At 67.8% G+C, this 22,138-nt stretch carries 19 protein-coding genes; 10 read left to right on the forward strand and 9 right to left on the reverse strand.

Annotation, left to right across the window (positions count from 1 at the left end):
- Window positions 1-102: 102 nt before the first annotated feature.
- The 3 genes from KB879_RS25385 to KB879_RS25395 all read right to left on the reverse strand — a co-directional run bounded on the left by KB879_RS25385 (window position 103) and on the right by KB879_RS25395 (window position 2,900).
- Window positions 103-1,623, reverse strand: coding sequence for an efflux transporter outer membrane subunit (locus tag KB879_RS25385; RefSeq protein WP_013957495.1), 1,521 nt, complete (start codon window positions 1,621-1,623; stop codon window positions 103-105).
- 365 nt (window positions 1,624-1,988) lie between these two features.
- Window positions 1,989-2,417 (reverse strand): DUF4399 domain-containing protein, encoded by a 429-nt coding sequence (locus KB879_RS25390; RefSeq protein ID WP_013957496.1) that lies wholly within the window; start codon window positions 2,415-2,417, stop codon window positions 1,989-1,991.
- Window positions 2,418-2,474: 57 nt separating this feature from the next.
- Window positions 2,475-2,900 carry a DUF4399 domain-containing protein gene (locus tag KB879_RS25395; RefSeq protein ID WP_013957497.1) on the reverse strand — a complete coding sequence of 142 codons (426 nt, stop codon included), beginning with the start codon at window positions 2,898-2,900 and terminating at the stop codon, window positions 2,475-2,477.
- A 755-nt stretch (window positions 2,901-3,655) separates the two neighbouring features.
- On the opposite strand from KB879_RS25395, the gene KB879_RS40455 reads away from it, so the two are divergent.
- The gene (locus KB879_RS40455) at window positions 3,656-4,408 is read left to right on the forward strand and encodes a formylglycine-generating enzyme family protein (RefSeq protein WP_371827425.1); all 753 of its coding nucleotides are present in this window, start codon (window positions 3,656-3,658) and stop codon (window positions 4,406-4,408) included.
- 38 nt (window positions 4,409-4,446) lie between these two features.
- Here the strand turns inward: KB879_RS40455 and KB879_RS25405 are convergent, their stop codons facing one another.
- Window positions 4,447-6,498 carry a serine/threonine protein kinase gene (locus KB879_RS25405; protein ID WP_211982298.1) on the reverse strand — a complete coding sequence of 684 codons (2,052 nt, stop codon included), beginning with the start codon at window positions 6,496-6,498 and terminating at the stop codon, window positions 4,447-4,449.
- 472 nt (window positions 6,499-6,970) lie between these two features.
- Here KB879_RS25405 and KB879_RS25410 point away from each other — a divergent pair, with 472 nt between their 5' ends.
- Both KB879_RS25410 and KB879_RS25415 read left to right on the forward strand, forming a co-directional pair.
- A complete protein-coding gene (locus tag KB879_RS25410) occupies window positions 6,971-7,213 on the forward strand; it encodes a hypothetical protein (protein ID WP_211980010.1) in 243 nt (80 codons plus the stop codon).
- Window positions 7,214-8,045: 832 nt separating this feature from the next.
- The gene (locus tag KB879_RS25415) at window positions 8,046-9,992 is read left to right on the forward strand and encodes a DEAD/DEAH box helicase (RefSeq protein WP_041228040.1); all 1,947 of its coding nucleotides are present in this window, start codon (window positions 8,046-8,048) and stop codon (window positions 9,990-9,992) included.
- A gap of 82 nt (window positions 9,993-10,074) precedes the next feature.
- On the opposite strand, the gene KB879_RS25420 is transcribed toward KB879_RS25415, so the two are convergent.
- Window positions 10,075-11,331, reverse strand: a complete 1,257-nt coding sequence (locus KB879_RS25420; protein WP_211980011.1) for an SUMF1/EgtB/PvdO family nonheme iron enzyme — start codon at window positions 11,329-11,331, stop codon at window positions 10,075-10,077.
- Window positions 11,332-11,474: 143 nt separating this feature from the next.
- Window positions 11,475-12,572 (reverse strand): L-histidine N(alpha)-methyltransferase, encoded by a 1,098-nt coding sequence (gene egtD / locus KB879_RS25425; RefSeq protein WP_211980012.1) that lies wholly within the window; start codon window positions 12,570-12,572, stop codon window positions 11,475-11,477.
- A 520-nt stretch (window positions 12,573-13,092) separates the two neighbouring features.
- Here egtD and KB879_RS25430 point away from each other — a divergent pair.
- From KB879_RS25430 to KB879_RS25440, 3 genes are all read left to right on the forward strand, one after another.
- Window positions 13,093-13,794 carry a TerC family protein gene (locus tag KB879_RS25430; RefSeq protein ID WP_013957504.1) on the forward strand — a complete coding sequence of 234 codons (702 nt, stop codon included), beginning with the start codon at window positions 13,093-13,095 and terminating at the stop codon, window positions 13,792-13,794.
- 143 nt (window positions 13,795-13,937) lie between these two features.
- The gene (locus KB879_RS25435; protein WP_211980013.1) at window positions 13,938-14,732 is read left to right on the forward strand and encodes a thymidylate synthase; all 795 of its coding nucleotides are present in this window, start codon (window positions 13,938-13,940) and stop codon (window positions 14,730-14,732) included.
- Window positions 14,729-15,229: a dihydrofolate reductase gene (locus KB879_RS25440; RefSeq protein ID WP_035815758.1), complete on the forward strand. Its 501-nt coding sequence runs from the start codon at window positions 14,729-14,731 to the stop codon at window positions 15,227-15,229. The genes KB879_RS25435 and KB879_RS25440 overlap by 4 nt, the downstream gene beginning before the upstream one ends.
- A 66-nt stretch (window positions 15,230-15,295) precedes the next feature.
- On the opposite strand, the gene pmbA is transcribed toward KB879_RS25440, so the two are convergent.
- The gene (gene pmbA / locus KB879_RS25445; RefSeq protein WP_013957507.1) at window positions 15,296-16,663 is read right to left on the reverse strand and encodes a metalloprotease PmbA; all 1,368 of its coding nucleotides are present in this window, start codon (window positions 16,661-16,663) and stop codon (window positions 15,296-15,298) included.
- A gap of 49 nt (window positions 16,664-16,712) precedes the next feature.
- On the opposite strand from pmbA, the gene yjgA reads away from it, so the two are divergent.
- Window positions 16,713-17,333 carry a ribosome biogenesis factor YjgA gene (gene yjgA / locus KB879_RS25450; RefSeq protein ID WP_013957508.1) on the forward strand — a complete coding sequence of 207 codons (621 nt, stop codon included), beginning with the start codon at window positions 16,713-16,715 and terminating at the stop codon, window positions 17,331-17,333.
- Complete coding sequence (gene mog, locus KB879_RS25455; RefSeq protein ID WP_211980014.1) at window positions 17,330-17,968, forward strand: molybdopterin adenylyltransferase; 639 nt, start codon at window positions 17,330-17,332, stop codon at window positions 17,966-17,968. The genes yjgA and mog overlap by 4 nt, the downstream gene beginning before the upstream one ends.
- A 62-nt stretch (window positions 17,969-18,030) precedes the next feature.
- Here the strand turns inward: mog and KB879_RS25460 are convergent, their stop codons facing one another.
- Together KB879_RS25460 and orn are read right to left on the reverse strand one after the other, a co-directional pair.
- Entirely contained in the window at window positions 18,031-18,912 is an 882-nt protein-coding gene (locus tag KB879_RS25460; RefSeq protein ID WP_013957510.1) for an AEC family transporter, read from the reverse strand.
- Window positions 18,913-19,034: 122 nt separating this feature from the next.
- Window positions 19,035-19,673: an oligoribonuclease gene (gene orn, locus KB879_RS25465; protein WP_211980015.1), complete on the reverse strand. Its 639-nt coding sequence runs from the start codon at window positions 19,671-19,673 to the stop codon at window positions 19,035-19,037.
- 225 nt (window positions 19,674-19,898) lie between these two features.
- Between orn and KB879_RS25470 the strand changes: the two genes are divergently transcribed.
- Window positions 19,899-21,146 carry a M48 family metallopeptidase gene (locus tag KB879_RS25470; RefSeq protein WP_211980016.1) on the forward strand — a complete coding sequence of 416 codons (1,248 nt, stop codon included), beginning with the start codon at window positions 19,899-19,901 and terminating at the stop codon, window positions 21,144-21,146.
- Complete coding sequence (gene rsgA / locus KB879_RS25475) at window positions 21,143-22,114, forward strand: ribosome small subunit-dependent GTPase A (RefSeq protein WP_013957513.1); 972 nt, start codon at window positions 21,143-21,145, stop codon at window positions 22,112-22,114. The genes KB879_RS25470 and rsgA overlap by 4 nt, the downstream gene beginning before the upstream one ends.
- Window positions 22,115-22,138: the final 24 nt, after the last annotated feature.

Raw genomic sequence — 22,138 nt, forward strand, 5'->3', positions numbered from 1 at the left:
GGCACATGCAGCGGGGCAAGCGGCCGAGGCTACGGTCGCGTTGCGCAACGCGTTGCTTACGCCGGCATCACATGAACACCGCCACGGAACCTCTGGCAGCACTTATTGCACTGGATTCGAGGCCGCGTTGCGCACATCGGTATCGGGCCAGCCGCCGCCAAGCGCCTTGTACAGGGTGACGGTGTCGGCCAGGATCTGTTGGTGGACCGCCAACAACTGCAGTTGCGCGGCCAGCAGCGAGCGCTCGGTCTCGAACACTTCCAGCTGCGAGACCACGCCCTCTTTCAGTTGCGCCTCGATCTGCGCGGACACGACGCGCAGTTGCTCAACCTGCTGCTGCAACTCGATGCGCTGCTTCTTGTGCGCGTCGACATTGACCAGTGCGCTCTCCACCTCTTCGAACGCGGTCATCACGGTGCGGCCATATTCGTTTTCCACCACGCCCACCTGCGCCTCGGTGGTCTTCACGCGCGCGCGCACGTTGGGATCGAGCATCGGCAGGTTGATGCTGGGCATCAGGCCGAAGGTGAAGGACTTGAGCAGGGAGTTCAGCGCAATGCTGGCGGCGCCGCCGCTGGCGGTCAGGCTGATGGTGGGCAACTGCGCCAGGCGTGCCTGGCCGACGATGTTGTAGGCCGCCAGCACGCGGTATTCAGCGGCCACCACATCCGGACGGCGCGCCAGCAGCTGCGACGGCAGCCCGGCCGGCACCGCGGGCGGCTGCACGCGGTCCTGCAGGCGCCCTGCCGGAACCTTGAGATTGCCTGCGGGCACGCCGACCAGCGTCGCCAGCGCGTTTTCGGCCACATCGCGCGAACGGCGCAGTTCAAGCAGGTCCTTGTTGAGACGGTTGATTTCCGCCTGTTGCTGCATCACGCGGATCTTGGGCACCAGGCCATTCTGGTACATCGCCTGGAAGGTGGACAGGATCTGCCCGTTCTTGGCGACGGTGCGCGCTTGCTGCTCGATCTGCTCGTCGAACTGCAGGATCTGGAAGTAAGTGGTCGATACATTGGACACCAGCGTCAGGTAGCCGGCACGCCAGTCGGCCTCGGTCGCATTGAATTCGGCGGTCTGCGCCTGCACGCCCTTCTCGACCTTGCCCCAGATATCGATGTCCCAGTTCAGCTGGGCGGCGGCGTTATAGGTCGTGACGGACTTCTGCCCCGAGGTCTTTTGGAAGTTCGCGCTGGCGCCGATACCGATCACGGGCAGCGCTCCCGCGCGGGCCTCGCCGATCTGCGCGTTGGCCACGCGGATTCGCGCCGCCAGCACCTTGATGTCGTAGTTGCCGCCCAGTGCCTGTTCGATCAGCTTGTTGAGGTAGGGATCCTTGAAACCGTGCCACCAGTTGGGCTGCACCGCTTCGGCCGGCGACACCGTGATCGAACCCTGGCGCGTCCATTCGGCCTTGGCCGGGGTTTCCGGGCGCTGGTACACCGGCGGCCGAAAGTCGGCGCAGCCTGCCAGCAGCGCCGTGCAGACAGCCAGCGCGGTCAGCCAGGCAGTACGGTGCGGCGCGGCGGTTGACTTAACCCCGGGGGAGGCAATGATGGATTCGGACACGATGGGTTCCTGCGTGCGACGGCGGCGGGCGGGATGCACTTGAGTTATCCATGGCATGCCGGGGGCCGCGAAGTCTGTCTGTATTGTGGAGCGCGCGGACGCGCGCACCAACCCCGATATGCATGAGGTCAGCGGAAGGTGTTGTCCAGTGGGTTGGTCTCGAGCATCGGGTTGGAAGAGACAACCGCAGGGAGCGTGCCAGCTCCAGTGCCATGCCCGCGCGGATCACGGAAGTGCCTGTAAACACGTGGGTTTTTCATTGCCGTCGGCGCCGGCCGCGGATGCGCGGGGAGCTGCCGTCACGGCGTACTGGCGGGGCGCAGCCAACAGATTGCGCGTCGGTGTTGGATGGCACGCGACACTTGCGGAGCCGGCGAAAAAAACGTCGGCGCACGCGCGCCGCCATCACCGCAAGGTCCAGGTCACTTCACGTAGATCGTGATCTTCTTCGAATAGACCGGCGGGTTGGTGGGAATGTGCTTGTCATCCCCCATCAGCAGCTGCAGCGTATGCTTGCCAGGCGGCAGCTCGATCATGGTCTCGGTCTCCCCCGCCCCGAAATGCAGGTGATTGCGGTCGTTGGGGATTTCCTTGTCCATCGGCGGCAGATCCGCATCGACAAGCAGGTGATGGTGCCCGGTATTGGGATACTTCACGTCCTTCGGCGCCACCCCCATATTGCGCAGCCCGAACCACACCTTGAATGGCTTGCCCGCGGGCATCGTCTGCCCGTCGTTGGGCCAGCCGATATACAGGTAGGCGTTGGGCGGCGCCGGCGTCGAGCCACCCTGCACCACCGCGGACAGCAGCAGGCTGGCGGCGAAGACAGCCGCGGCAAGTAGTCTGGACATGGTGCTCTCCCCTGTTTGCTGATCGGCCTGGTTCGGCATCTGCGGCGCGTGGCACCGCTATTTCACCGTGACCGTGATCTTTTTCGAATAGATCGGCGGCTCGAACGGCACGTGCTTGGCATCGCCCATCAGCAACTGCAGCGTGTGCTTGCCGGGCGGCAGCTCAATGCGCGCATCGGTCTCGCCCGCGCCGAAGTGCAGGTGGTTCTTGTCCGAAGGGATTTCCTTGTCCAGCGGCGGCAGCTCGGCGTCGACCAGCAGGTGGTGGTGCCCGCAGCGCGGCGACTCGACGCCCTTGGGGCAGACGCCCATATTGCGCAGGCCCATGCGCACCCAGAACTTGCCGCCGCTGATGACCGTGCCATCGTGCGGCCAGATGATGTAGGCCTCGGCATTGGGCGGCGCTGCCGTCGACAGCGAAAGCGACGGCGCACCCGCCAGTGTGGCAACCGCCAGCAGGCGGAACAGGAATCGTCTGGACATACGCGGCGCCTCCCGGAAACAGTCCGAAACCCGATCACGTTGTCCCGAAAGCCCATTCTTGTTGCTTGTTGGTCAGCGCTCGGCGATTCGTCATTCAGGTTAGGTCGCAAGCCCGGAAAAAGCGAACCCGGCGCGTCGCGGCGGCATGGCGATGTCCCGCCGGAGACACAAGCGCTGTGCTATCTTGAAGCAAGCCGGTCGACGTCTCGGCAACACCACAATGCGCCCCCGCCGCATGTGCCGGCAGCTACCGGCATGCAGCGGGATCGCCGCGGCTCCAGCGAGGTGTGAAGATGTGGCGCAATCTACCAGTCGTATGCGCGGCCATGGCCGCGATGCTCGCCGCCGCGCCGCTGCCTGCGCAGCCGGCCACCGCTGCCGCTGGCGCGGCCACGGAACCGACGCTGCTCGCCGGCATCATGCCCAAGAACACCGACGAGCAGTACGAACTGAGCTTCTGGGAATCGATCAAGAACAGCAATTACGCCGGCGACTATGAGGCCTACCTGAAGCAGTACCCCAACGGACGTTTCGCGGTGCTGGCCAGGGCGCGCCTGGAGCGGCTGGCGGCATCCGCCTCCGCACCCAAGGCCCAGGCGCCCGCGCCCGCCCCGCCGCCCCGCTCCGGCACCTCTGCCGGGGGCCAGGTCACGCGACCCCCGCCCCCCCCGGCACCCGCCGCGGCAGCGCGTCCGGCATCGCCGCCTGCCACGCCACCTGCCGCGCCACCGGCAACGGCATCCCTGCGCCCGGGCATGGCGGCGGGGGGCACGGTCAGCACCACACTGCGCACCGGCGAGATCCGCGATTGCCCGACCTGCCCGGTGCTGGTCTCCTTGCCGGCGGGCAGCTTCACCATGGGCAGCAGTGCCAGCGATCCCGCCGAGAAGCCCCCGCATCACGTCACCATCGGCCAGCCGTTTGCCATCGGCCGCTATGAGGTCACGGTCGAGCAATGGAATGCCTGCGCCGACGCCGGCGGCTGCCAGCGCGTCCCCACCATCGCCGACAGCCCGAAGACCGCGCCGGCGCGCGACGTCAGCTGGGACGACGCGCAGCAGTACGTGGCCTGGCTCAGCAAGACCACCGGCAAGACCTACCGGCTGCCCACCGAGGCGGAATGGGAATACGCAGCGCGCGGCGGCACCGCCAGTGCCTACTGGTGGGGCGACCAGATGCGCAAGGGCAATGCCAACTGCAAGGACTGCGGCGACCCGTGGAGCCAGGATGCGCCGGCCGCGGTCGGGACGTTCGCGGCCAACCCGTACGGCCTGCACGACGTCAACGGCAGCGTGTGGGAATGGGTGGCCGATTGCTGGCACAGCACCTACAAGGGCGCGCCCGCCGACGGGCGCGTGTGGAACGAGAACGCCTGTGGCGCACGCGTGATCCGCGGTGGCTCCTGGCGCGAAGGGGCGAGCTACATGGTGTCGTCCACGCGCTTCAAGTACAGCCCCAGCGTGCGGCAGTCGCAGAACGGCTTTCGCGTGGCGCGCGACCTGAAGTAGCGACTGGCGGAATTGGCAAGCCAGACAGATGGCGGCAATCAGCGCGCGCGCGTGGAGATCTGCACCAGGTCCGCGCTGATGCGGTCCCGCCCATAGGTGCGTGTCATCTGCGCCAGCGGCTTTTCCAGTGCCTTCAGGTAGTCCTTGTGCGACTCGACCTCGGCGCGCCGGCCCTCGAACAGTGGCACGGGCGTGGTCAGCAACACCACCAGCTCGGTGCCGAAGGGCCTGGCGATGATCCAGTCGCCACCGTCGCCAACCGTGGCGCTGTGGCTGGGCGGCGCCTGGTGGGCGGGCACGCGCGCGCTCGGCACCATGTGCGCCACCTTGCCGTCGGCCGCGAAGTAATCGACATAGACATAAGAGTCGCGCGCCGGCGTGCGCAGATCCAGCACCAGCGGTGACCCCTCGGTCAGCTGGGTGCCCTGGCCGCGCAGCCGCAGCGACGAAGCCGTGCCCCCTTCGCGGTAGCCCGACCAGTACGGCGCGATCAGGGTGGCCACGTCGCATTTGTCGGTGGCCAGCGGCTGGGTGTCGATCGACACGCCCTTCAGCTCCTTGACACCCGGCAACGCGCTGAGCTGCTCGCGCAGCCGCGCGGCGCCCACGCTATCGGCCAGAAAGCCGCGCACGCGCAGGGTCTGCGCCTGCTGGGTGGCGGTGAGCAGCGAGCACGGCACGCCGGCCAGCATCTTCGTGACGTCGGCCATCGACAGTACTGCCGGACGGGCAGCCGGTGCGGTCGGGGTAACCGGCGCCACGGGCACAGGTGTGGCCGGGGCCTCGACGCGCGTGTCGCCGGCCGGCGCTTCGGCCTGGCGCTGCGAATGCCACGCGTAGTAGCCGATCGCCGACACGCCCGCCAGCACGGCCAGCACGCCGCCAGCCATCAGCGGCAAGGGGCGCCGCGTGGACACCACCGGCACCGCGCTCATGCCATGCAGGAAGCGCGCGACGGTGGGTGTGCGCGTTTCGCGGTTGAGCGACAGGGCCTCGCGCAGGGTCTTCCATTGCGTGCGGCTCAACTGCGGCGGCTGCGCCGGCTTGAGCCCGGCGTCGCGCGCCTGGTTGGCCGAGAGCCGCTGGTAGGGATGCTTGCCGGTCAGCAATTCATAGGTCACGCAGGCCAGCGCAAAGATGTCGTCGCGCGGGTCGGGCTCGCAATGGTCGAACATCTCCGGGCTGGCGTAGGCCGGCGTCATGCCGCCCAGCGAGCCGGGATCGAACACGGTCCGGTCGGACTCGTCAGCCGGCGGCAGGAAGCCGCGCGCAATGCCGAAGTCGATCACCTTGACCTCGCCGTTGGCGGTCAGGAAGACGTTGGCGGGCTTGAAGTCGCAGTGCACGAAGCCGCGCTCGTGCGCGTACGCCAGCGCATTGCCCATGCCGTTGACGATCGACATGGCGCGCGCCATCGGCATGCCGGTGAAGCCCGGGGCCTTGAGCACATGGTTGAGCGACGAGCCGGACAGGTATTCCATGGTCAGGAAGACCACCGGCCCGTCGCGGTCGAAGTCATAGACGGTGACGATGTTCCGGTGCGCCAGCGTCTGCGCCTTGCGCGCCTCGCGCTGCAGTGCCATCAGCGACTTGGGGTGCCCGCTGAACTGCAGGTTCAGCACCTTGATGGCGATATAGGGCTTGCGGTCCGAGGCTTCCAGCTTGCGCAGGTCGAGCGCCTTGTAGACCGTGCCCATGCCGCCCACGCCCAGGCATTCTTCCAGCACGAAGCGGCCGTTCAGCGTATCGCCCACGCCCTTGGTATGCGCCGCCTGCGGCAGCGTGCCCGGCTCGGGCGAGGTCGCATACAGCGAGCCCGTCTGCGTGCCGGCCAGGCGCGTGGCTTCGGTGGCGCCTTCGTACTGCGTGGCGCCGCGGCGCTCGATGCGCCGCATGACTTCGGCATAGACCGCGGGCGGGAACGGGAAGCGCGTGTTTTCCTCGATGACCACGCGCGCGGCCTGGCTGGGCGTGGTGGGGTCCTGCGCCAGCGCCGTTTCGAACGACGCAACAAACTCGTCGTCGGAGAGACCGCCGTTCTGGAACTTGCGGATCAGTTCTTTGAGACTGGCCACGGGATGCCCCGACATGGTTGCTGGCACGGCGCATCCCGCGATGCGGATATGCCCTGCCTTCGAGATGGATACTAGTGCGCACCCATGGCATGCGCAAACCATGCGAGGCCGGCGTGCATCACCGCGCGCGGGCGCCCTCTGCCAATCGCGTCACCTGTAGCGCGCCACTGTCGCGGCCGCGCCAACACCAGCACGCCGCCTGTTGGCCGCGGCCCGTCACCCGCGGCAGGCGGCAGGCCCCGCAGCCGGTGCGCGCGAGCCGGCATCGAAAATAAATGCCCCGTGTTTTCAGGCAGTTGCACGTCCCCAGACGAGTCGGCAACGGCGTTGGCACACTCCCTGCGTCAGTCCCTCCCGAGGGCCGGCAATTTCGCCGCCGTCTGAGCGCACCGCGCGGCGGGCCCGCGGGCAAGAACGCGGACCGCCTCACCTATACTGAAGCGTCCCGCGGCCGCATGGCCGTGGCGCCGCTTGACCGGAGACAGCCATGGCAGTGATCGTCATCAAGGATTTGCCCGACAGCATGGATCTCGACCGACAGGCCATGACCGCCATCCTGGGCGGCGGGCGCACCGCCGGCGGCCAGGCATGGCATGGCTTGCGGCGCCAGGGCGCCGCGCGCATCGTCGACTACCCGGGCGGATTGCCGGGCAACCGCTACGTGATGCCGCGGGAACAGCCGCTCGGGCGGCTGCCGCGCAAGGCCGCCGGCAAGGATGCAGACGACTGAGCGGCAACCACAACCGCCCAAATGAAAAGCCCGCCATCGCTGGCGGGCTTTGGATGCGGACGGGCCCGGACCACCTGGGTCACGCGGTCAGCAGTTCGGTCATTCTGTTCCAGGCAGGCTTCCCATGATTCCGCCCATGAAGCATGACGCGGACGCCCATCCGGACCACCCGGATAGTCGCAGGAAGACTGGCGCGTGGAGTCAATGACCGCAGTGCTCGCCGCGAACAGCGGCGCAATGCCGCTGTAGGAGGTCAAGCGGGAGCGTTTTTCGTCCGCCCCGTGCGGGCATCCTGTGAGCTCGCGCCTCCAGTATAGGCGGGGGTTTCAGCCTTGCAACCCGGCCGGGGCCGGGGCGGCGCGGGCCTGCCGGGAAGGTGACTGGCGCCTGACATATCCGGTTACGTTTTCGCAGTGCAACAAAAATTCCGTACTCTGCTATAATCCGCGCCGTGAGTTTCGCAACTGTGAGATCCGCCAAACGCCCGGCTTCCTGCCGCGGCGAATCCGCTGCCCTCCCAAGCTCTGTTTCCTCGCTGCCGGACGCCTAGTCATCACTTCATGGCCCCAGCCGCCCAGCAGAACGCACCGCTCACCTGACGTCGCCTCGTCTCCGATCCTGTTGAACAGCCTGAAACCTGAGCTGTTTGCCTGCCAGGGATACGGCCGGACCGCCTAGCGGGACCAGCCACCACCCTGCCTGCCGCCGTACTGCCAGCTGTGTCTGTCGTAACGGCCTCACCGATTGGCGCCGAAGCCTTTTTAAGACTTTGCACTGCGCCCACCCCATTTTGCTTTGCCGGGGTGCCATGCATTTATTTGACCATTCCGACATGACCCAGCACGACATTCGTGCGGAGCAAGCTATTGCCTCCGCGACCGACGCTTCGATCACTTCCGACGCTGCCCAGAGCCCGCTCGACAAGCTCGACGCCCTGCTCAACCCCAGCCCGGCAGTTGAAGAGGCCCCGGCCGTGGAAAGCGGTTTCGCCACACTTGGCCTCGATGCGGCCATCCTGCGCGCCCTCTCCGAACTGAATTACAACACGCCCACGCCGGTACAGGCCCAGGCCATCCCGGCCTTCCTGGCCGGCCGCGACCTGCTGGTCTCGAGCCAGACCGGCTCGGGCAAGACCGCCGCGTTCATGCTGCCCGCGATCCAGCGCATCAGCGAAATGCCGGCACCGCAGCGCGCGACCGAGCCCGCCAAGCGCATGAAGGGCAAGCGCCCGCGCCCGTCGCCGGCCCAGCCCGCACTGCTGGTGCTGACCCCGACGCGCGAACTGGCGCTGCAGGTGACCGAAGCCGCCGCCAAGTACGGCCGCAACCTGCGCCGCATCGTCTGCGCCAGCATCCTGGGCGGCATGCCCTACCCTAAGCAGCTGGCCGCGCTGGCCAAGATGCCTGACATCCTGGTGGCCACGCCGGGCCGCCTGCTCGACCATATCGACGCTGGCCGCATCGACCTGTCGGCCCTGCAGATGCTGGTGTTCGACGAAGCCGACCGCATGCTGGACATGGGCTTTGCCGACGACATCGACGCCATCGTCAATGCCACGCCGGCTTCGCGCCAGACGCTGATGTTCTCGGCCACGCTGGATGCGCGCATTGCCCAACTGGCCTCGCGCCAGCTGCGCGACCCGCAACGCATCGAGATCGCCGCGGCCCGCGCCGACCAGAGCCATATCGAGCAGCGCCTGCACTTCACCGACGACATGTCGCACAAGGAACGCCTGCTGGACCACCTGCTGCGCGACGCGACGCTCAAGCAAGCCATCGTCTTCACCGCGACCAAGCGCGATGCCGATTCGCTGGCCGAGCGCCTGTCCGACACCGGCTTCTCGGCCGGCGCACTGCACGGCGACATGACCCAGGGCGCGCGCAACCGCACCCTGACCGCGCTGCGCCGCGGCAACCTGCGCGTGCTGGTGGCCACCGACGTGGCCGCGCGCGGCATCGACGTGCCCGATATCACCCACGTGGTCAACTTCGACCTGCCCAAGCAGGCCGAGGACTACGTGCACCGCATCGGCCGTACCGGCCGTGCGGGCCGCTCGGGCACCGCCATCAACCTGGTGAACCACAACGACATGTTCCAGTGGAAGCGCATCGAGCGCTTCACCAACCAGCGCATCGACGCTTCGGTGATCGAAGGCCTGGAGCCGCGCCGTTCGCCCAAGCCGCGTTCCAACTTCGGCGGCAAGCCGGGCGGCGGCCGCGGTGACTTCCGCGGCAATGGCGGCGGCTACCGTGGCGGCGAACGCAGCTTCGGCGACCGCAAGTTCGGCGGCGGCGAGAACCGCACCGGCTTCGGCGAGCGCAAGTTCAGCGGCGAGAGCCGTGGCTTCGGCAACCGCCCGGAAGGCGCGCGCCCGTTCGGTGACGACAACCGCGGCGGCTTCGGCAATCGTGAAGGCGGCTACCGTGGCCAGGGCCAGGGCGGCCAGGGCGCTGGCTACCGCGGCGCCAGCGACGGTGCGCGTGGCTTCGGCAACCGCGAAGGCGGCCGCAGCTTCGGCGACGACAACCGCGGTGGTTTCGGCAACCGCGACGGCGCCGCCCCCCGCAGCTTTGGCGACAATAACCGTGGTGGCTTCGGCGACCGCACCGGCGGCGGCTATCGTGGCAACACCGGTGCCAGCACCGGTGGCAACGGCGAAGGCCGCAGCTTCGGTAACCGCGACGGCAACCGTGACGGCAATCGCAGCTTTGGCGGCGGTTTCGGCGGCAATGGCGGCGGCAACGGCAACCGCAACAGCCGCTCGCGCTACGAGCGTTGATGCGGTGGTGCGCTAAGCGCACCTGCCAGGCAGAAGAAAGGGCACCATCGGGTGCCCTTTTTTTGTTGTCGCCTACAGCCCGCTACAGCGCGCAGGTGCGAAAGCCGATGAAGGAAAGATCATCCTCCGGCAACCGCGCCCACCTTGCCCGCACATGGCGCAGCCGCGCGGGGCTGGCGAACGACACACCGCGCACCGCCTGGTGCGTGCCAAAGCGCCCCACCACCTCGCTGTCGGACGTCGCGGCGGCAAATCCCGCGTACGGCTCATAGGGCGTGGCAGTCCACTCGCGCAGCGCCCCCCACTGCAGGCCGCGGTTCTGCGTCGCGGCGAGTTCCCATTCCGATTCCGCCGGCAGGCGCCGCCCCGCCCACACGCACCACGCCTGCGCCTCGTACAGCGTGACGTGGCGCACCGCCTCGTCCGGATTGAGCGTGCGCAGCGTGCCGAAGCGCTCCACCATCCAGGCGCGCGATTCCGGATGGCGCGACCAGTAGCGCGGTGCCGAGCGTTCCTGCGTCATCAGCCACTGGCGCCCCGCTGCCGACCACCACGCCGGGTGCTCATAGCCGCCGTCCTCGACGAACTCGAGGAATTGCGCGTTGCTGACCGGTGCCATGTCCATTTCAAACGCGGGGACATAGGTGGGCTGCGGCGGCAGTTCATCCGGCCAGGCAAAGCCGTCGGGATCGCTCCAGCCGAGGGTGAAGCGACCGCCCGGGAAATGCAGGGTGCCGCCATGCCCCGCAGGCTGCACCGGACCGGCGCCGATGGCCTCCGTGGGCGCCATGCCCAGCGCCTGCAACAGCGCGGCCACGCCTTCGCCCTGGGCATCCTCATGCAGCAGCGCGCGGCGGTACGGGTACAGGGTCAGGTCGTTGTCGTCGGGCAGCAGCGCAATCCGGCGCAGCACGCCGTCGAGCACGTCGGCGGCATAGCGCTTGACCACTGCGACGTCGGGCAGCGTGATCTCCCAGCGCTCGTCGGGGCCGATGCGGTCCGGGTCGAACCACTCGTCGGCGCCGTCCAGCAGCGATTGTTCGGTCGCCACCGGCACCGGCACGCCGCCGCGGTCCACCTGGCGCACGCCGCGCAGGCACCACCACTCCGCATGCCAGGCCACGTGCCCGAGCGTCCACAACGGCGGATCGGCATCGTACTGATGCGGCACGTCCCAGGCGCGGCGCGTCTGCCCGAACGGTGCCAGCCACGCCAGCGTGCGGTTGCGCGCATCGACCAGCGCCTGCGCCAGCCCTTCGCGCGGCAGCCGGCGCGGGTCGGACCAGGTCGCCTTGCCGCCGGTGAAGTAGAGATCGGGAAGCATGGGAAAGCCGCTCATCGGGAAAGTCCGTGCAGGGAGTGAACAGTGGACAGGCAGTGACCGAAGCAGGCAACTGCTGGCCTGGCGCTCGCACGCCAGGCCGGCTGCGGCCATTATGACACTACCTGCCATCCCTGCCGGACGGCGCCCGCGCGGGCGGATCAGCCGCGCGCGTGGAACACGGCGAACCAGCCGCTCGGGTCGGTCCAGTACACCGGGTCGTCAAACCCGGCGGCTTCCAGCAAGAGCGTGAAGTCCTCCGGGCGGTATTTGTAGGAGTCCTCGGTATGGATCCGTTCGCCGGCGGCAAACTCGCGCGCGCCGCCCTGCCACTGCACGCGCACGTCGCGGCACGCCTGCAGATGCATCTGGATGCGCGATGCCGCGCGGTCGAAGCTCGCCACATGGCGCCAGTCGTCCAGCGAGAAATCCGTGCCGACGATGCGGTTCACGTTGCGCAGCACGTTGCGGTTGAACGCGGCGGTGACGCCCAGCGCATCGTCATAGGCCGACACCAGCGTGGCTTCGTCCTTGTGCAGGTCGACCCCGATCAGCACGCCGTCGCCGCGCCCGGCGGCGCCGCGCATGCGCTGCAGCAATGCCAGGGCCTCGACCGGGGCGAAATTGCCGATGCTCGAGCCCGGATAGAAGAACAGCCGCCTGCCGCGCCTGACGTTGGCGGGCAGATCGAACGGCGCGCACAGGTCGGCGCCCAGGCCCAGCATCGGGATCTCGGGATGCTGCTGCTGCAGCGACGACAGCGTCGCGCGCAGGAACTCCACCGAGATATCCAGCGCCACGTACTGCGCCGGGCGCAGGCTGCCGAAGAGCCTGGCAGCCTTTTCGCAATTGCCCGCTCCCAGGTCCACCAGCACGCAGCCGCTGCCGGCACGCGCGGCGATGGCCGGCGCCGCGCCGGCAAAGATTGCGGCCTCGGTGCGGGTCGGATAGTACTCAGGCAGGTCGGTGATGGCCTCGAACAGGCGCGAGCCCAGCACGTCGTAGAAGAACTTGGGGCTGATGGCGGCCTGCCCGGCGCGCAGCCCGGCCAGCACCTGCTCGCGCAGCGCGCCGCTGTCCTCGCGGTACTGCTGCACGAACTCCGGCTGGGGCGGCGGCCAGTGCGCGCGGCCATTGGCCAGCGCGACCAGGGCGGGCGGTGCGGCCGCATGGCCGTTGTGGTGGTTCAGGGGGGGGAGAGGTGTCTGCGGGGCTTTGTTCTGGAAGGGGGTATTCGGCGGATTCGGGACAGCCGGCATGTCGTTTCCTTGTGTGGTCGCGAATGGTCACTGCTTCACTGCGTATTCCCCAAGGCCGCGCTGTGCATGTCGTGCGCGCCGGTCTCCGCAACACCTCCCTGTGCCGTCCGGGACGCGTCGGGCGAAGCCGAACTTAAAGAATAGGCCCATCCGGGGGATCGCGCACCGCCCGATCCTCCTATGCGCCGTATGCAACACATCAAGAACCTTGAGTCAGTATCTTTCCTGATGAGCCATATCCGTTGCAGTTCGTTTATAATGCGGCCGAACGCGACCCCAACGGGTCGTGTCCCTCAAAGGGGAGTAGCTCCGGGGCCCATGCCCTTAGCACAATCGTCATTCCGGGACCTGTGTCCCCGGTTGTGCTGACCAACGGTGCGCATACCGCGCCTATGGTCGAGCAAGACCTTTGCAACCTGGTTTTCATGGTTTGCAAAGGCGGCCCCAACCCTCCCGTGCTCCAGGAATCCAGGCGAACCCAATACGCGCCCCGCGCGGATTCGTACCCTGAGGAGAGTTCATGGAGTGGTTTACCGATCTGTTCACGATGCAGTTCCTGACGGCACTGCTGTCCATCGTCGTCATTGACCTGGTGCTGGCTGGCGACAATGCCATCGTGATCGCCCTGGCGGCGCGCAACCTGCCCCCCCACCTGCAGAAAAAGGCCATCATCTGGGGTACCGTCGGTGCCGTGGTGGTGCGCTCGGCCATGACGATCGGCGTGGTCTGGCTGCTGAAGATTCCGGGGCTGATGCTGGTTGGCGGCCTGGCGCTGGTGTGGATTGCCTACAAGCTGCTGTCCGATGAAGGCGACGGCGAAGGGCACGGCTCGGGCGCCTCGACCCTGTGGGGCGCAATGAAGACCATCATCATCGCCGACGCGGTGATGGGCGTGGACAACGTGCTGGCCGTGGCCGGTGCCGCGCACGGCAGCTTCCTGCTGGTGGTGCTGGGCCTGCTGATCAGCATCCCCATCGTGGTATGGGGCTCGAGCCTGGTGCTCAAGCTGATGAGCCGCTTCCCGGTCATCATCTACCTGGGCGCGGGCGTGCTGGCGTTCACCGCGGTCAAGATGATCGTGCACGAGCCGATGATCAAGGCGTTCTTCGAAGCCAACCCGGTGGTCAACTGGGGCCTGTACGTGCTGATCGTCGGCGGCGTGCTGGGCGCCGGCTACCTGGTGCAGAAGCGCCGCGTGCAGCAACCGGCCAGCAGCCACTAAGGCGGCAAGCCGTGCCAGGCATGGCCGGGGCGCCCGCTCCTGCCATGCCGGTGAAGGGCCATCCTTAGGGATGGCCCTTTTGCTTTAAAATGCCAGCTTTGCGGGACCAGCGCCCGCGTCACTTCCGATCCCGCCCCGCGCCGATGAAACAGTACCTCGACTTCATGCGCCATGTGTACGAGCATGGCACCGACAAGGCCGACCGCACCGGCACCGGCACGCGCTCGGTGTTCGGCTACCAGATGCGCTTCGACCTGCGCGCAGGCTTCCCGGTGGTGACCACCAAGAAGCTGCACCTGAAGTCCATCATCCTGGAGCTGCTGTGGTTCCTGCAGGGCTCGACCAACGTGCGCTGGCTGCAGGAGCACGGCGTCACCATCTGGGACGAGTGGGCCGACGAGAACGGCGAACTGGGTCCGGTCTACGGCTCGCAGTGGCGCTCGTGGCCGGCCCCGGACGGCCGCCATATCGACCAGATCTCCGACCTGTTGGCGCAGATCCGCGCCAACCCGGATTCGCGCCGCCTGATCGTATCGGCCTGGAACGTGGCCGACATCCCGCGCATGAAGCTGCCGCCCTGCCACGCGTTCTTCCAGTTCTACGTGGCCGATGGCCGGCTGTCGTGCCAGCTCTACCAGCGCAGCGCCGATATCTTCCTGGGCGTGCCGTTCAATATCGCCAGCTATGCGCTGCTGACCCACATGATGGCGCAGCAGACCGGGCTGGAAGTGGGCGACTTCGTCTGGACCGGCGGCGACTGCCATCTGTACAACAACCATTTTGAGCAGGTGCAGACCCAGCTGGCGCGCGAGCCGCTGGCGCTGCCGCAGCTGAAGATCCTGCGCAAGCCCGACAGCATCTTCGACTACCGCTACGAAGACTTTGAACTGGCCGGCTACCAGTCGCACGCCGCCATCAAGGCACCGGTGGCCGTATGACGCTGCTGACACTGGTCGTCGCCCGCGCCCGCAACAACACCATCGGCCGCGACAACACGCTGCCGTGGCGCTTGCCGGAAGACCTGGCGCACTTCAAGCGCACCACCATGGGCGCGCCCGTGATCATGGGCCGCAAGACCTGGGACTCGATCGGCCGCCCGCTGCCGGGGCGCCGCAATATCGTGGTCAGCCGCAACCCGGACCTGCGCATCGAGGGTGCCGAGGTGGCGGCCTCGCTGGAAGACGCCCAGCGCCTGTGCGTCGGCGCGGAGCAGATCTTCCTGATCGGCGGCGCGCAGCTCTACGCCGAGGCCATGCCGTGCGCGGACCGGCTGGTGGTGACCGAGATCGACGCGGACGTGGAAGGCGACGCCTTCTTCCCGGCGATTGACCGCACCCAATGGATTGAAACCGCGCGCGAAACGCATCATTCGGAGGCGAATGGCTTCGACTATGCCTTCGTCACGTATGAGCGGCCGCCGTCGGACGAGTCGTAAGGCGTTGCGCGGGCAATAAAAAAGCAGGCCGGCCGGCCTGCTTTTTCTTTGGGCGGCACGCGCCGCTCACGTGCCGGCAATCGTCATCTGCTCAAGCAGGATCGAGCCGGTTTCCTTGGTGCCGCGCACCAGCGCATCCGCGCCGATGGCGACGATCTGCTGGAACATCTCGGCCATATTGCCGGCGATGGTGATCTCCTCCACCGGGTACTGGATCACGCCGTTCTCGACCCAGTAGCCCGAGGCGCCGCGCGAATAGTCGCCGGTCACGTAGTTGACGCCCTGCCCCATCAGTTCGGTCACCAGCAGGCCGGTGCCGAGCTTGCGCAGCATCGCCGGGAAGTCGTCGCCGGGCTCGGTCAGCGAGCTGGTCAGCGTCAGGTTGTGCGAGCCGCCGGCGTTGCCGGTGGTCTGCATGCCGAGCTTGCGCGCGGAATAGGTCGACAGGAAATAGCCCTGCACCACGCCGTCGCGCACCACGTCGCGGGCACGGGTGCGCACGCCTTCCTCGTCGAACGGGGCGCTGCCCATGGCGCCGGGGGTATGCGGCTGCTCGTGGATCTGGATATGCGGCGCAAACACGGCCTGGCCCAGCGAATCGCACAGGAACGTGGATTTGCGGTACAGCGCGCCGCCCGACACCGCCTGCACGAAGGCACCCAGCAGCCCCGCGGCCAGCGGCGCCTCGAACAGCACCGGGCAGCGGCGCGTGGACAACTGGCGCGCCTGCAGCCGCGCCAGCGCGCGCTCGGCGGCGTAGCGGCCGATATCCTCGGGCGCGGCCAGCGCCAGCGGCGAACGCTTGGACGAGTACCAGTCATCGCGCTGCATGCCACTGCCGCTGCCGGCGATCGGCGCGCACGAGATGAAATGGCGCGAATACGGATAGCCGCCCGAGAAGCCGCGCGTGGTCGCCAGCACGAACTGCGAATGCTGCGCCGACACGCTGGCGCCGTCGCTGTTGCGGATGCGCGGCGACACCGCGAAGGCGGCGGCCTCGGCGCGGGTCGCGATGTCGATGGCACGCTCGGCGTCCAGCGCCCACGGGTGGAACAGTTCCAGGTCCTGTGGCGCGCGTTCCAGCAGTTCTTCCTCGGCCAGGCCGGCGCAATCGTCCTCGGCCGTGAAGCGGGCGATGTTGTAGGCGGCCTCGGCGGTGGCGCGCAGCGCGGCCGGCGAGAAGTCCGAGGTGCTGGCATTGCCGCGGCGCTTGCCGATCATGACCGTGACCCCGACCACCTTGTCGCGGTTCTGCTCGATGGTTTCCACCTGCCCCTTGCGTACCGATACCGACAGGCCGCTGCCTTCGGAGATCTCGGTGGCGGCGTCGGTCGCCCCAAGTTCGCGTGCAACGCGCAGCACATCGGCGGCCATCTCGCTGAGCTGGGCCTGGGTGTAGGTGAAGTGCGCGGTCTGTTCTGCGATCTGGTCCATGCTGGGCGGGTGTCATCAAAAGTCCAAGCGGCAATCATAGCAAGATAAAATGCCGGGCATGACGCGAAATTCCCGTAATCCGAATGGCTCGCGCTTTCCCGGAGGCTTTGCGCCCGAACCGGAAGACGACGAACCGAAAAGCAAGTCGCAGCGCAAGCGCGACATGACCGCCCTGCAGGACCTTGGCGCCGAGCTGGAAGCGCTGGCCAAGGACCGCCTGGCGCGCGTGCCCATGCCCGAAGCGCTGGCCGACGCCATCCACCAGGCCCGCCGCATCAACAGCCACGAAGGCAAGCGCCGCCAGATGCAGTTCGTGGGCAAGATCATGCGCGGCCTCGAGGACGAAGAGGTCGAGGTGATCCGGCAAGCGCTGGAGGGCTTCAAGGGCACAAGCAAGGCCGAAACCGCCCGCATGCACCTGATCGAGCGCTGGCGCGAGCTGCTGCTGGCCGACGACGCGGCGCTGACGCGCTTCCTCGCCGAGCATCCCGGCATCGACGTGCAGGCGCTGCGCAACACCATCCGCAACGCGCGCAAGGAAAAGGAGCAAAGCAAGCCGCCGCGCTATTTCCGCGAGCTGTTCCAGGCGATCAAGACGGCGCTGGACGTGAAGGACGGCAAGGCCGGCGCCGCCGAGGACCAACCCCCTACCCCGGAGCCCGAGGCATGACCCAGACCACGCAGCCGGTAGTCCGCAACCATCCCGACGAACTCGTTGTCGGCTTCGTTTCGATCTCGGACCGCGCCTCGGCCGGTACCTACCAGGACGAAGGCATCCCGGCGCTGCGCGAGTGGTTCGGGCGCACGCTGACCACGCCCTGGCAGGCGGTGGAGCGGCTGATCCCGGACGAGCAGGCGCAGATCTCGCGCACCCTGATCGACCTGGTCGACGTGGCCGGCTGCGACCTGGTGCTGACCACCGGCGGCACCGGCCCGGCGCGCCGCGACGTGACGCCCGAGGCCACGCTGGCCGTGGGTACCAAGGAAATGCCCGGCTTTGGCGAGCAGATGCGCCAGGTCAGCCTGCATTTCGTGCCGACCGCGATCCTGTCGCGCCAGGTGGCGGTGATCCGCGAGACCGCCAGCCGCGCCGCGCTGATCGTCAACCTGCCCGGCCAGCCGCGCGCCATCCGCGAGACCCTGGAAGGCCTGCGCGATGCCGATGGCAAGGCCGTGGTGCAAGGGATCTTTGCTGCGGTGCCGTATTGCATCGACCTGATCGGCGGCCCCTATATGGAAACCGACGAAGCCGTGGTCAAGGCCTGGCGCCCGAAGAACGCCGTGCGGGCCAAGCCCGCGGCGTAATCTCACCAATCTCACCAATCGCCCGCAGGCGCCCGCCTGCGGGCTTCCCCCCTCCCCGCGCCTCAGCGCAAGCCCAGGTACAACCCCACCGGCACGAACACCACCGCGGCGATATTGCCCAGCAGCACGATCGACGCCACCTGGTCCGGCTCCTGCCGGAAATGGTCCGCCACCAGGAAGTTCAGCACCGCCGGCGGCAGCGCGGCAAACACAAAGAGCAGGCCACGCTGCAATTCGGTCAACGGCACCCACTGCGCCAGCAGCAGCGCCACCGCGATGCCCGTCAGCGGGCAGGCCACGGCGCCGACCAGGCCCATGCCCCAGTTGCGCAGGCTGACGTCCTTCATCCGCACGCCCAGCGCGAACAGCATCAGCGGCACGGTGGCGTCGCCCAGCAGCTTGACCGACTGGTAGACCGGGTCCGGCAGCGTGAACCATGGCCGCGCCAGCGCCAGCGCCACGCCCGCCACGGTGGCCAGCACCATGGGGTTGCGCGCGATCTGCGCCATCGACGCATGGCGGTTGACGATCTTCATACCGATGGTGAAGTGCATCAGGTTCGATGCCGCGAACAGCGCCACCGCCGGCGCCAGCCCCGCCGGACCGAAGGCAAATACCGACAGCGGCAGGCCCATGTTGCCGCAGTTGTTGAACATCATCGGCGGCACAAAGGTGCGCGGATCGGCCTTCAGCAGCCGCGCCAGCGCCCACGCCAGCACGCCCGAGCCCAGCACCACCGCCACCGCGCAGCCCAGCAGCACCAGTTGGTCGGCCAGCACGAAATCCTTGCTGACGAAGGCCGATACCACCAGCAGCGGCGCGATCACGTCCAGCGTGGCGCGGTTGATGCCGGCCATGTCCGGATGGGCCTTGCGCCCGTACAGCCACCCGACCAGGATGATCAGAATGACCGGCGTGATGATGGAGACGATGCGCTCAAGCATGGGCAGGCGGGCGGGACGCGCCCCGGGGCAGCGCGCGGCGCCCGGCGGCGGCAACGTGGCCGCCCGGTGCGGGCGTCCCGTCGCTGGTGGTGGGTTGTTGTTCTGGGAGCCGCTGGCCCCGGTTATTGCGCGGGCGTGTCGGCGGCGGGCGTGTCGGCGGCCGGCGCGTCGGCGGCCGGTGCAGCGCCCGGCGCGGTGTGACGGATAAAGTGCGTGCGGTAGTAGCGCAGTTCTTCGACCGATTCCAGGATGTCGGCCAGCGCCGTATGCAGTTGGCGCTTGATAAAGCCTTTGTGGATGGCCGGCTCCCAGCGCTTGCACAGCTCCTTCAGCGTGGACACGTCCAGGTTGCGGTAGTGGAAGAACGCCTCCAGCTTGGGCATGTAGCGCGCCATGAAGCGGCGGTCCTGGCAGATCGAGTTGCCGCACATCGGCGACTTGTTGGCCGGCACCCAGCGCTTGAGGAAGGCCAGCAGTTCGGCCTCGGCCTGCTCTTCGGTCAGGGTCGATGCCTTGACCTTGTCGATCAGGCCCGAGCGGCCGTGGGTGCCCTTGTTCCAGTTGTCCATGCCGTCGAGCACGGCATCGCTCTGGTGGATCACCAGCACTGGGCCTTCGGCCAGGATATTGAGTTCGGAGTCGGTAACGACGATCGCTATTTCGATGATGCGATCGGTATCCGGCTGCAGGCCGGTCATTTCCATGTCCAGCCAGATCAGGTTATTTTCACTTTTGACGGATTTGGTGGCTTGGCTTGTCATCGGGACTGCGGAAGATAGGGATTTCAGGGAAGCGGCCGCGGCGGGGCCGGGCGCGAACAATTTATAATTCTCGCATATCCGTCCGGAATGGCCGTTTGCGCACCTGCGCCGGGGCGTTTTCCGGATATCCCGGACCGCCGCCCGCCCCACCCCGGGCCCGGCGGTCCAACGGACGCCCGCCGCACAAAATGCCGGGCGCCCGCACCCACAACAAGGCTCTTGCCGATGTTCACGATTGTCTTTCTCGCCGCCCTGGTGCTGATGGTGCTGACCAGGCTCTGGCTGGCCGCCCGCCAGATCCGGCATGTGGCGCAGCACCGCAATGCGGTGCCGCCGCGCTTTGCCGACACCATCACCCTGGCCTCGCACCAGAAGGCCGCGGACTACACCATCGCCCGCACCCGGCTGTCGATGCTCGAGGTGCTGGCCGGGGCCGCGGTGCTGATCGGCTTCACCATGCTCGGCGGGCTGCAGTGGCTCAACCAGTCCTGGCTGGACACTTTCGGCCCGGGCTATGCCTACGGCGTGGCGCTGGTGGCCAGCGTGGCGCTGATCGGCGGGCTGGTCGACCTGCCGTTCTCGCTGTACGGCCAGTTCGGCATCGAGGAGCGCTTCGGCTTCAACAAGATGACGTTCGGCCTGTGGCTGGCCGACGTGGCCAAGATGCTGGTGGTGGCGTGCGCGCTGGGCCTGCCGCTGCTGCTGGCGGTGCTGTGGCTGATGGAGCGCGCCGGCTCGCTGTGGTGGGTCTGGACCTGGCTGGTGTGGATGGCCTTCAACCTGTTCCTGCTGGTGGTGTTCCCGACCTTTATCGCGCCGCTGTTCAACAAGTTCGAGCCGCTCACCGATGAATCGCTGCGCCAGCGCATCGAGGCCCTGATGAAGCGCTGCGGCTTTGCCAGCAAGGGCCTGTTCGTGATGGACGGCAGCAAGCGCAGCGCCCACGGCAATGCGTATTTCACCGGCTTCGGCGCGGCCAAGCGCATTGTCTTCTTCGATACGCTGCTGGAGCGCCTGTCGGGCGACGAGATCGAGGCGGTGCTGGCACATGAGCTGGGCCACTTCAAGCGCCACCACGTGGCCAAGCGCATCGTCGTCACCTTTGCGCTGAGCCTGGTGTTCCTGGCGCTGCTGGGCTGGCTGGCCACGCGCAGCTGGTTCTACACCGGGCTGGGCGTGGTGCCCAACCTGGGCGTGTCCAACAACGCGCTGGCGCTGGTGCTGTTCTTCCTGGCGCTGCCGGTGTTCACCTTCCTGCTGGGGCCGCTGTCGAGCCTTTCGTCGCGCCGCCATGAGTTCGAGGCCGACGCCTTTGCCGCCGACCAGACCGATGCCGGCAACCTGGTGTCGGCGCTGGTGAAGCTGTACAAGGACAACGCCTCGACGCTGACGCCCGATCCTCTCTACAGCGCCTTCTACTACTCGCATCCGCCCGCCGCGCAGCGGATCGACCGTCTGCTGGCGCACGCATGAGCCGCGCCACGCGTCACCGCAACGCCGGCGGCGGCAGCCATGCCGGCAAGACCACCGAATCCGCGCTGATCATCGCCGCCCATGGCCGCCATTATGTGGTCGAGCTGGGCGACGGCACGCGCATGCATGCCTTCCCGCGCGGCAAGAAGAGCGACTGCGCGGTGGGCGACCATGTCAGCGTGGAACGCGCCGCCGCCGACCAGTGCGTGATCACCGCGGCCTCGCCGCGCAAGAACCTGCTGCACCGCTCCGACCAGTTCAAGTCCAAGCTGCTGGCCGCCAATATCGACCAGGTCGTGATCGTGCTGGCAACCGAGCCGGGCTTCTCCGAAGACCTGCTCGGCCGCGCGCTGGTGTCGGCCGAGGCGATGGAGATCCGGCCGCTGATCGTGCTCAACAAGACCGACCTGCCCGACCGGCTGGAAGAAGCGCGTGGGCGCCTGGCGCTGTACCGCGGGCTGGGCTACGACACGCTGGAGCTGTCGGTGCGCGCCGACCCGGCGCAGGCGCTGGCCGCGCTCAAGCCGCGCCTGGCGGGGCTGGCCAGCATCCTGATCGGGCAATCGGGCATGGGCAAGTCGTCGCTGCTGAACCTGCTGATTCCGGGCGTGGATGCGCAGACCCGCGAGATCTCGGCCAAGCTTGACTCCGGCAAGCACACCACCACCTTCACGCGGCTCTATCACCTGCCGGCCGAATGGGGCACCGTGGACGGCCGCCAGGGTGCGCTGATCGATTCGCCGGGCTTCCAGGAATTCGGCCTGTACCACCTGAGCGAGGGCATGCTCGAACGCGCCTTCCCGGAGTTCCGGCCGCTGCTGACCGAGTGCCGCTTCTACAACTGCCACCATGTCAACGAGCCCGGCTGCGGCGTGCTGGCCGCGGTCGCATCGGGAGCGATCTCCGAGCGCCGCCACCAGCTCTACATGCAGTTGCTGCACGAATCCAACCAGCAGAAGCCGTGGTAAGGTAAGCGCACCTGGGTTACCCGG

It is taken from the genome of Cupriavidus sp. KK10, from assembly GCF_018223725.1.
Classification (GTDB): Bacteria; Pseudomonadota; Gammaproteobacteria; order Burkholderiales; family Burkholderiaceae; genus Cupriavidus; species Cupriavidus necator.

What these genes read in the sequence shown, in the direction of transcription:
- KB879_RS25405 (WP_211982298.1), bottom strand. Translation starts at nt 6,498, where the DNA reads ATGTCGGGGCATCCCGTGGCCAGTCTCAAAGAACTGATCCGCAAGTTC.
- mog (WP_211980014.1), top strand. Translation starts at nt 17,330, where the DNA reads ATGACCCAGACCACGCAGCCGGTAGTCCGCAACCATCCCGACGAACTC.
- KB879_RS25420 (WP_211980011.1), bottom strand. Translation starts at nt 11,331, where the DNA reads ATGAGCGGCTTTCCCATGCTTCCCGATCTCTACTTCACCGGCGGCAAG.
- KB879_RS25460 (WP_013957510.1), bottom strand. Translation starts at nt 18,912, where the DNA reads ATGCTTGAGCGCATCGTCTCCATCATCACGCCGGTCATTCTGATCATC.
- pmbA (WP_013957507.1), bottom strand. Translation starts at nt 16,663, where the DNA reads ATGGACCAGATCGCAGAACAGACCGCGCACTTCACCTACACCCAGGCC.
- orn (WP_211980015.1), bottom strand. Translation starts at nt 19,673, where the DNA reads ATGACAAGCCAAGCCACCAAATCCGTCAAAAGTGAAAATAACCTGATC.
- egtD (WP_211980012.1), bottom strand. Translation starts at nt 12,572, where the DNA reads ATGCCGGCTGTCCCGAATCCGCCGAATACCCCCTTCCAGAACAAAGCC.
- KB879_RS25415 (WP_041228040.1), top strand. Translation starts at nt 8,046, where the DNA reads ATGACCCAGCACGACATTCGTGCGGAGCAAGCTATTGCCTCCGCGACC.
- rsgA (WP_013957513.1), top strand. Translation starts at nt 21,143, where the DNA reads ATGAGCCGCGCCACGCGTCACCGCAACGCCGGCGGCGGCAGCCATGCC.
- KB879_RS25385 (WP_013957495.1), bottom strand. Translation starts at nt 1,623, where the DNA reads ATGCCATGGATAACTCAAGTGCATCCCGCCCGCCGCCGTCGCACGCAG.
- KB879_RS40455 (WP_371827425.1), top strand. Translation starts at nt 3,656, where the DNA reads ATGGCGGCGGGGGGCACGGTCAGCACCACACTGCGCACCGGCGAGATC.
- KB879_RS25430 (WP_013957504.1), top strand. Translation starts at nt 13,093, where the DNA reads ATGGAGTGGTTTACCGATCTGTTCACGATGCAGTTCCTGACGGCACTG.
- KB879_RS25390 (WP_013957496.1), bottom strand. Translation starts at nt 2,417, where the DNA reads ATGTCCAGACTACTTGCCGCGGCTGTCTTCGCCGCCAGCCTGCTGCTG.
- yjgA (WP_013957508.1), top strand. Translation starts at nt 16,713, where the DNA reads ATGCCGGGCATGACGCGAAATTCCCGTAATCCGAATGGCTCGCGCTTT.
- KB879_RS25395 (WP_013957497.1), bottom strand. Translation starts at nt 2,900, where the DNA reads ATGTCCAGACGATTCCTGTTCCGCCTGCTGGCGGTTGCCACACTGGCG.
- KB879_RS25470 (WP_211980016.1), top strand. Translation starts at nt 19,899, where the DNA reads ATGTTCACGATTGTCTTTCTCGCCGCCCTGGTGCTGATGGTGCTGACC.
- KB879_RS25410 (WP_211980010.1), top strand. Translation starts at nt 6,971, where the DNA reads ATGGCAGTGATCGTCATCAAGGATTTGCCCGACAGCATGGATCTCGAC.
- KB879_RS25435 (WP_211980013.1), top strand. Translation starts at nt 13,938, where the DNA reads ATGAAACAGTACCTCGACTTCATGCGCCATGTGTACGAGCATGGCACC.
- KB879_RS25440 (WP_035815758.1), top strand. Translation starts at nt 14,729, where the DNA reads ATGACGCTGCTGACACTGGTCGTCGCCCGCGCCCGCAACAACACCATC.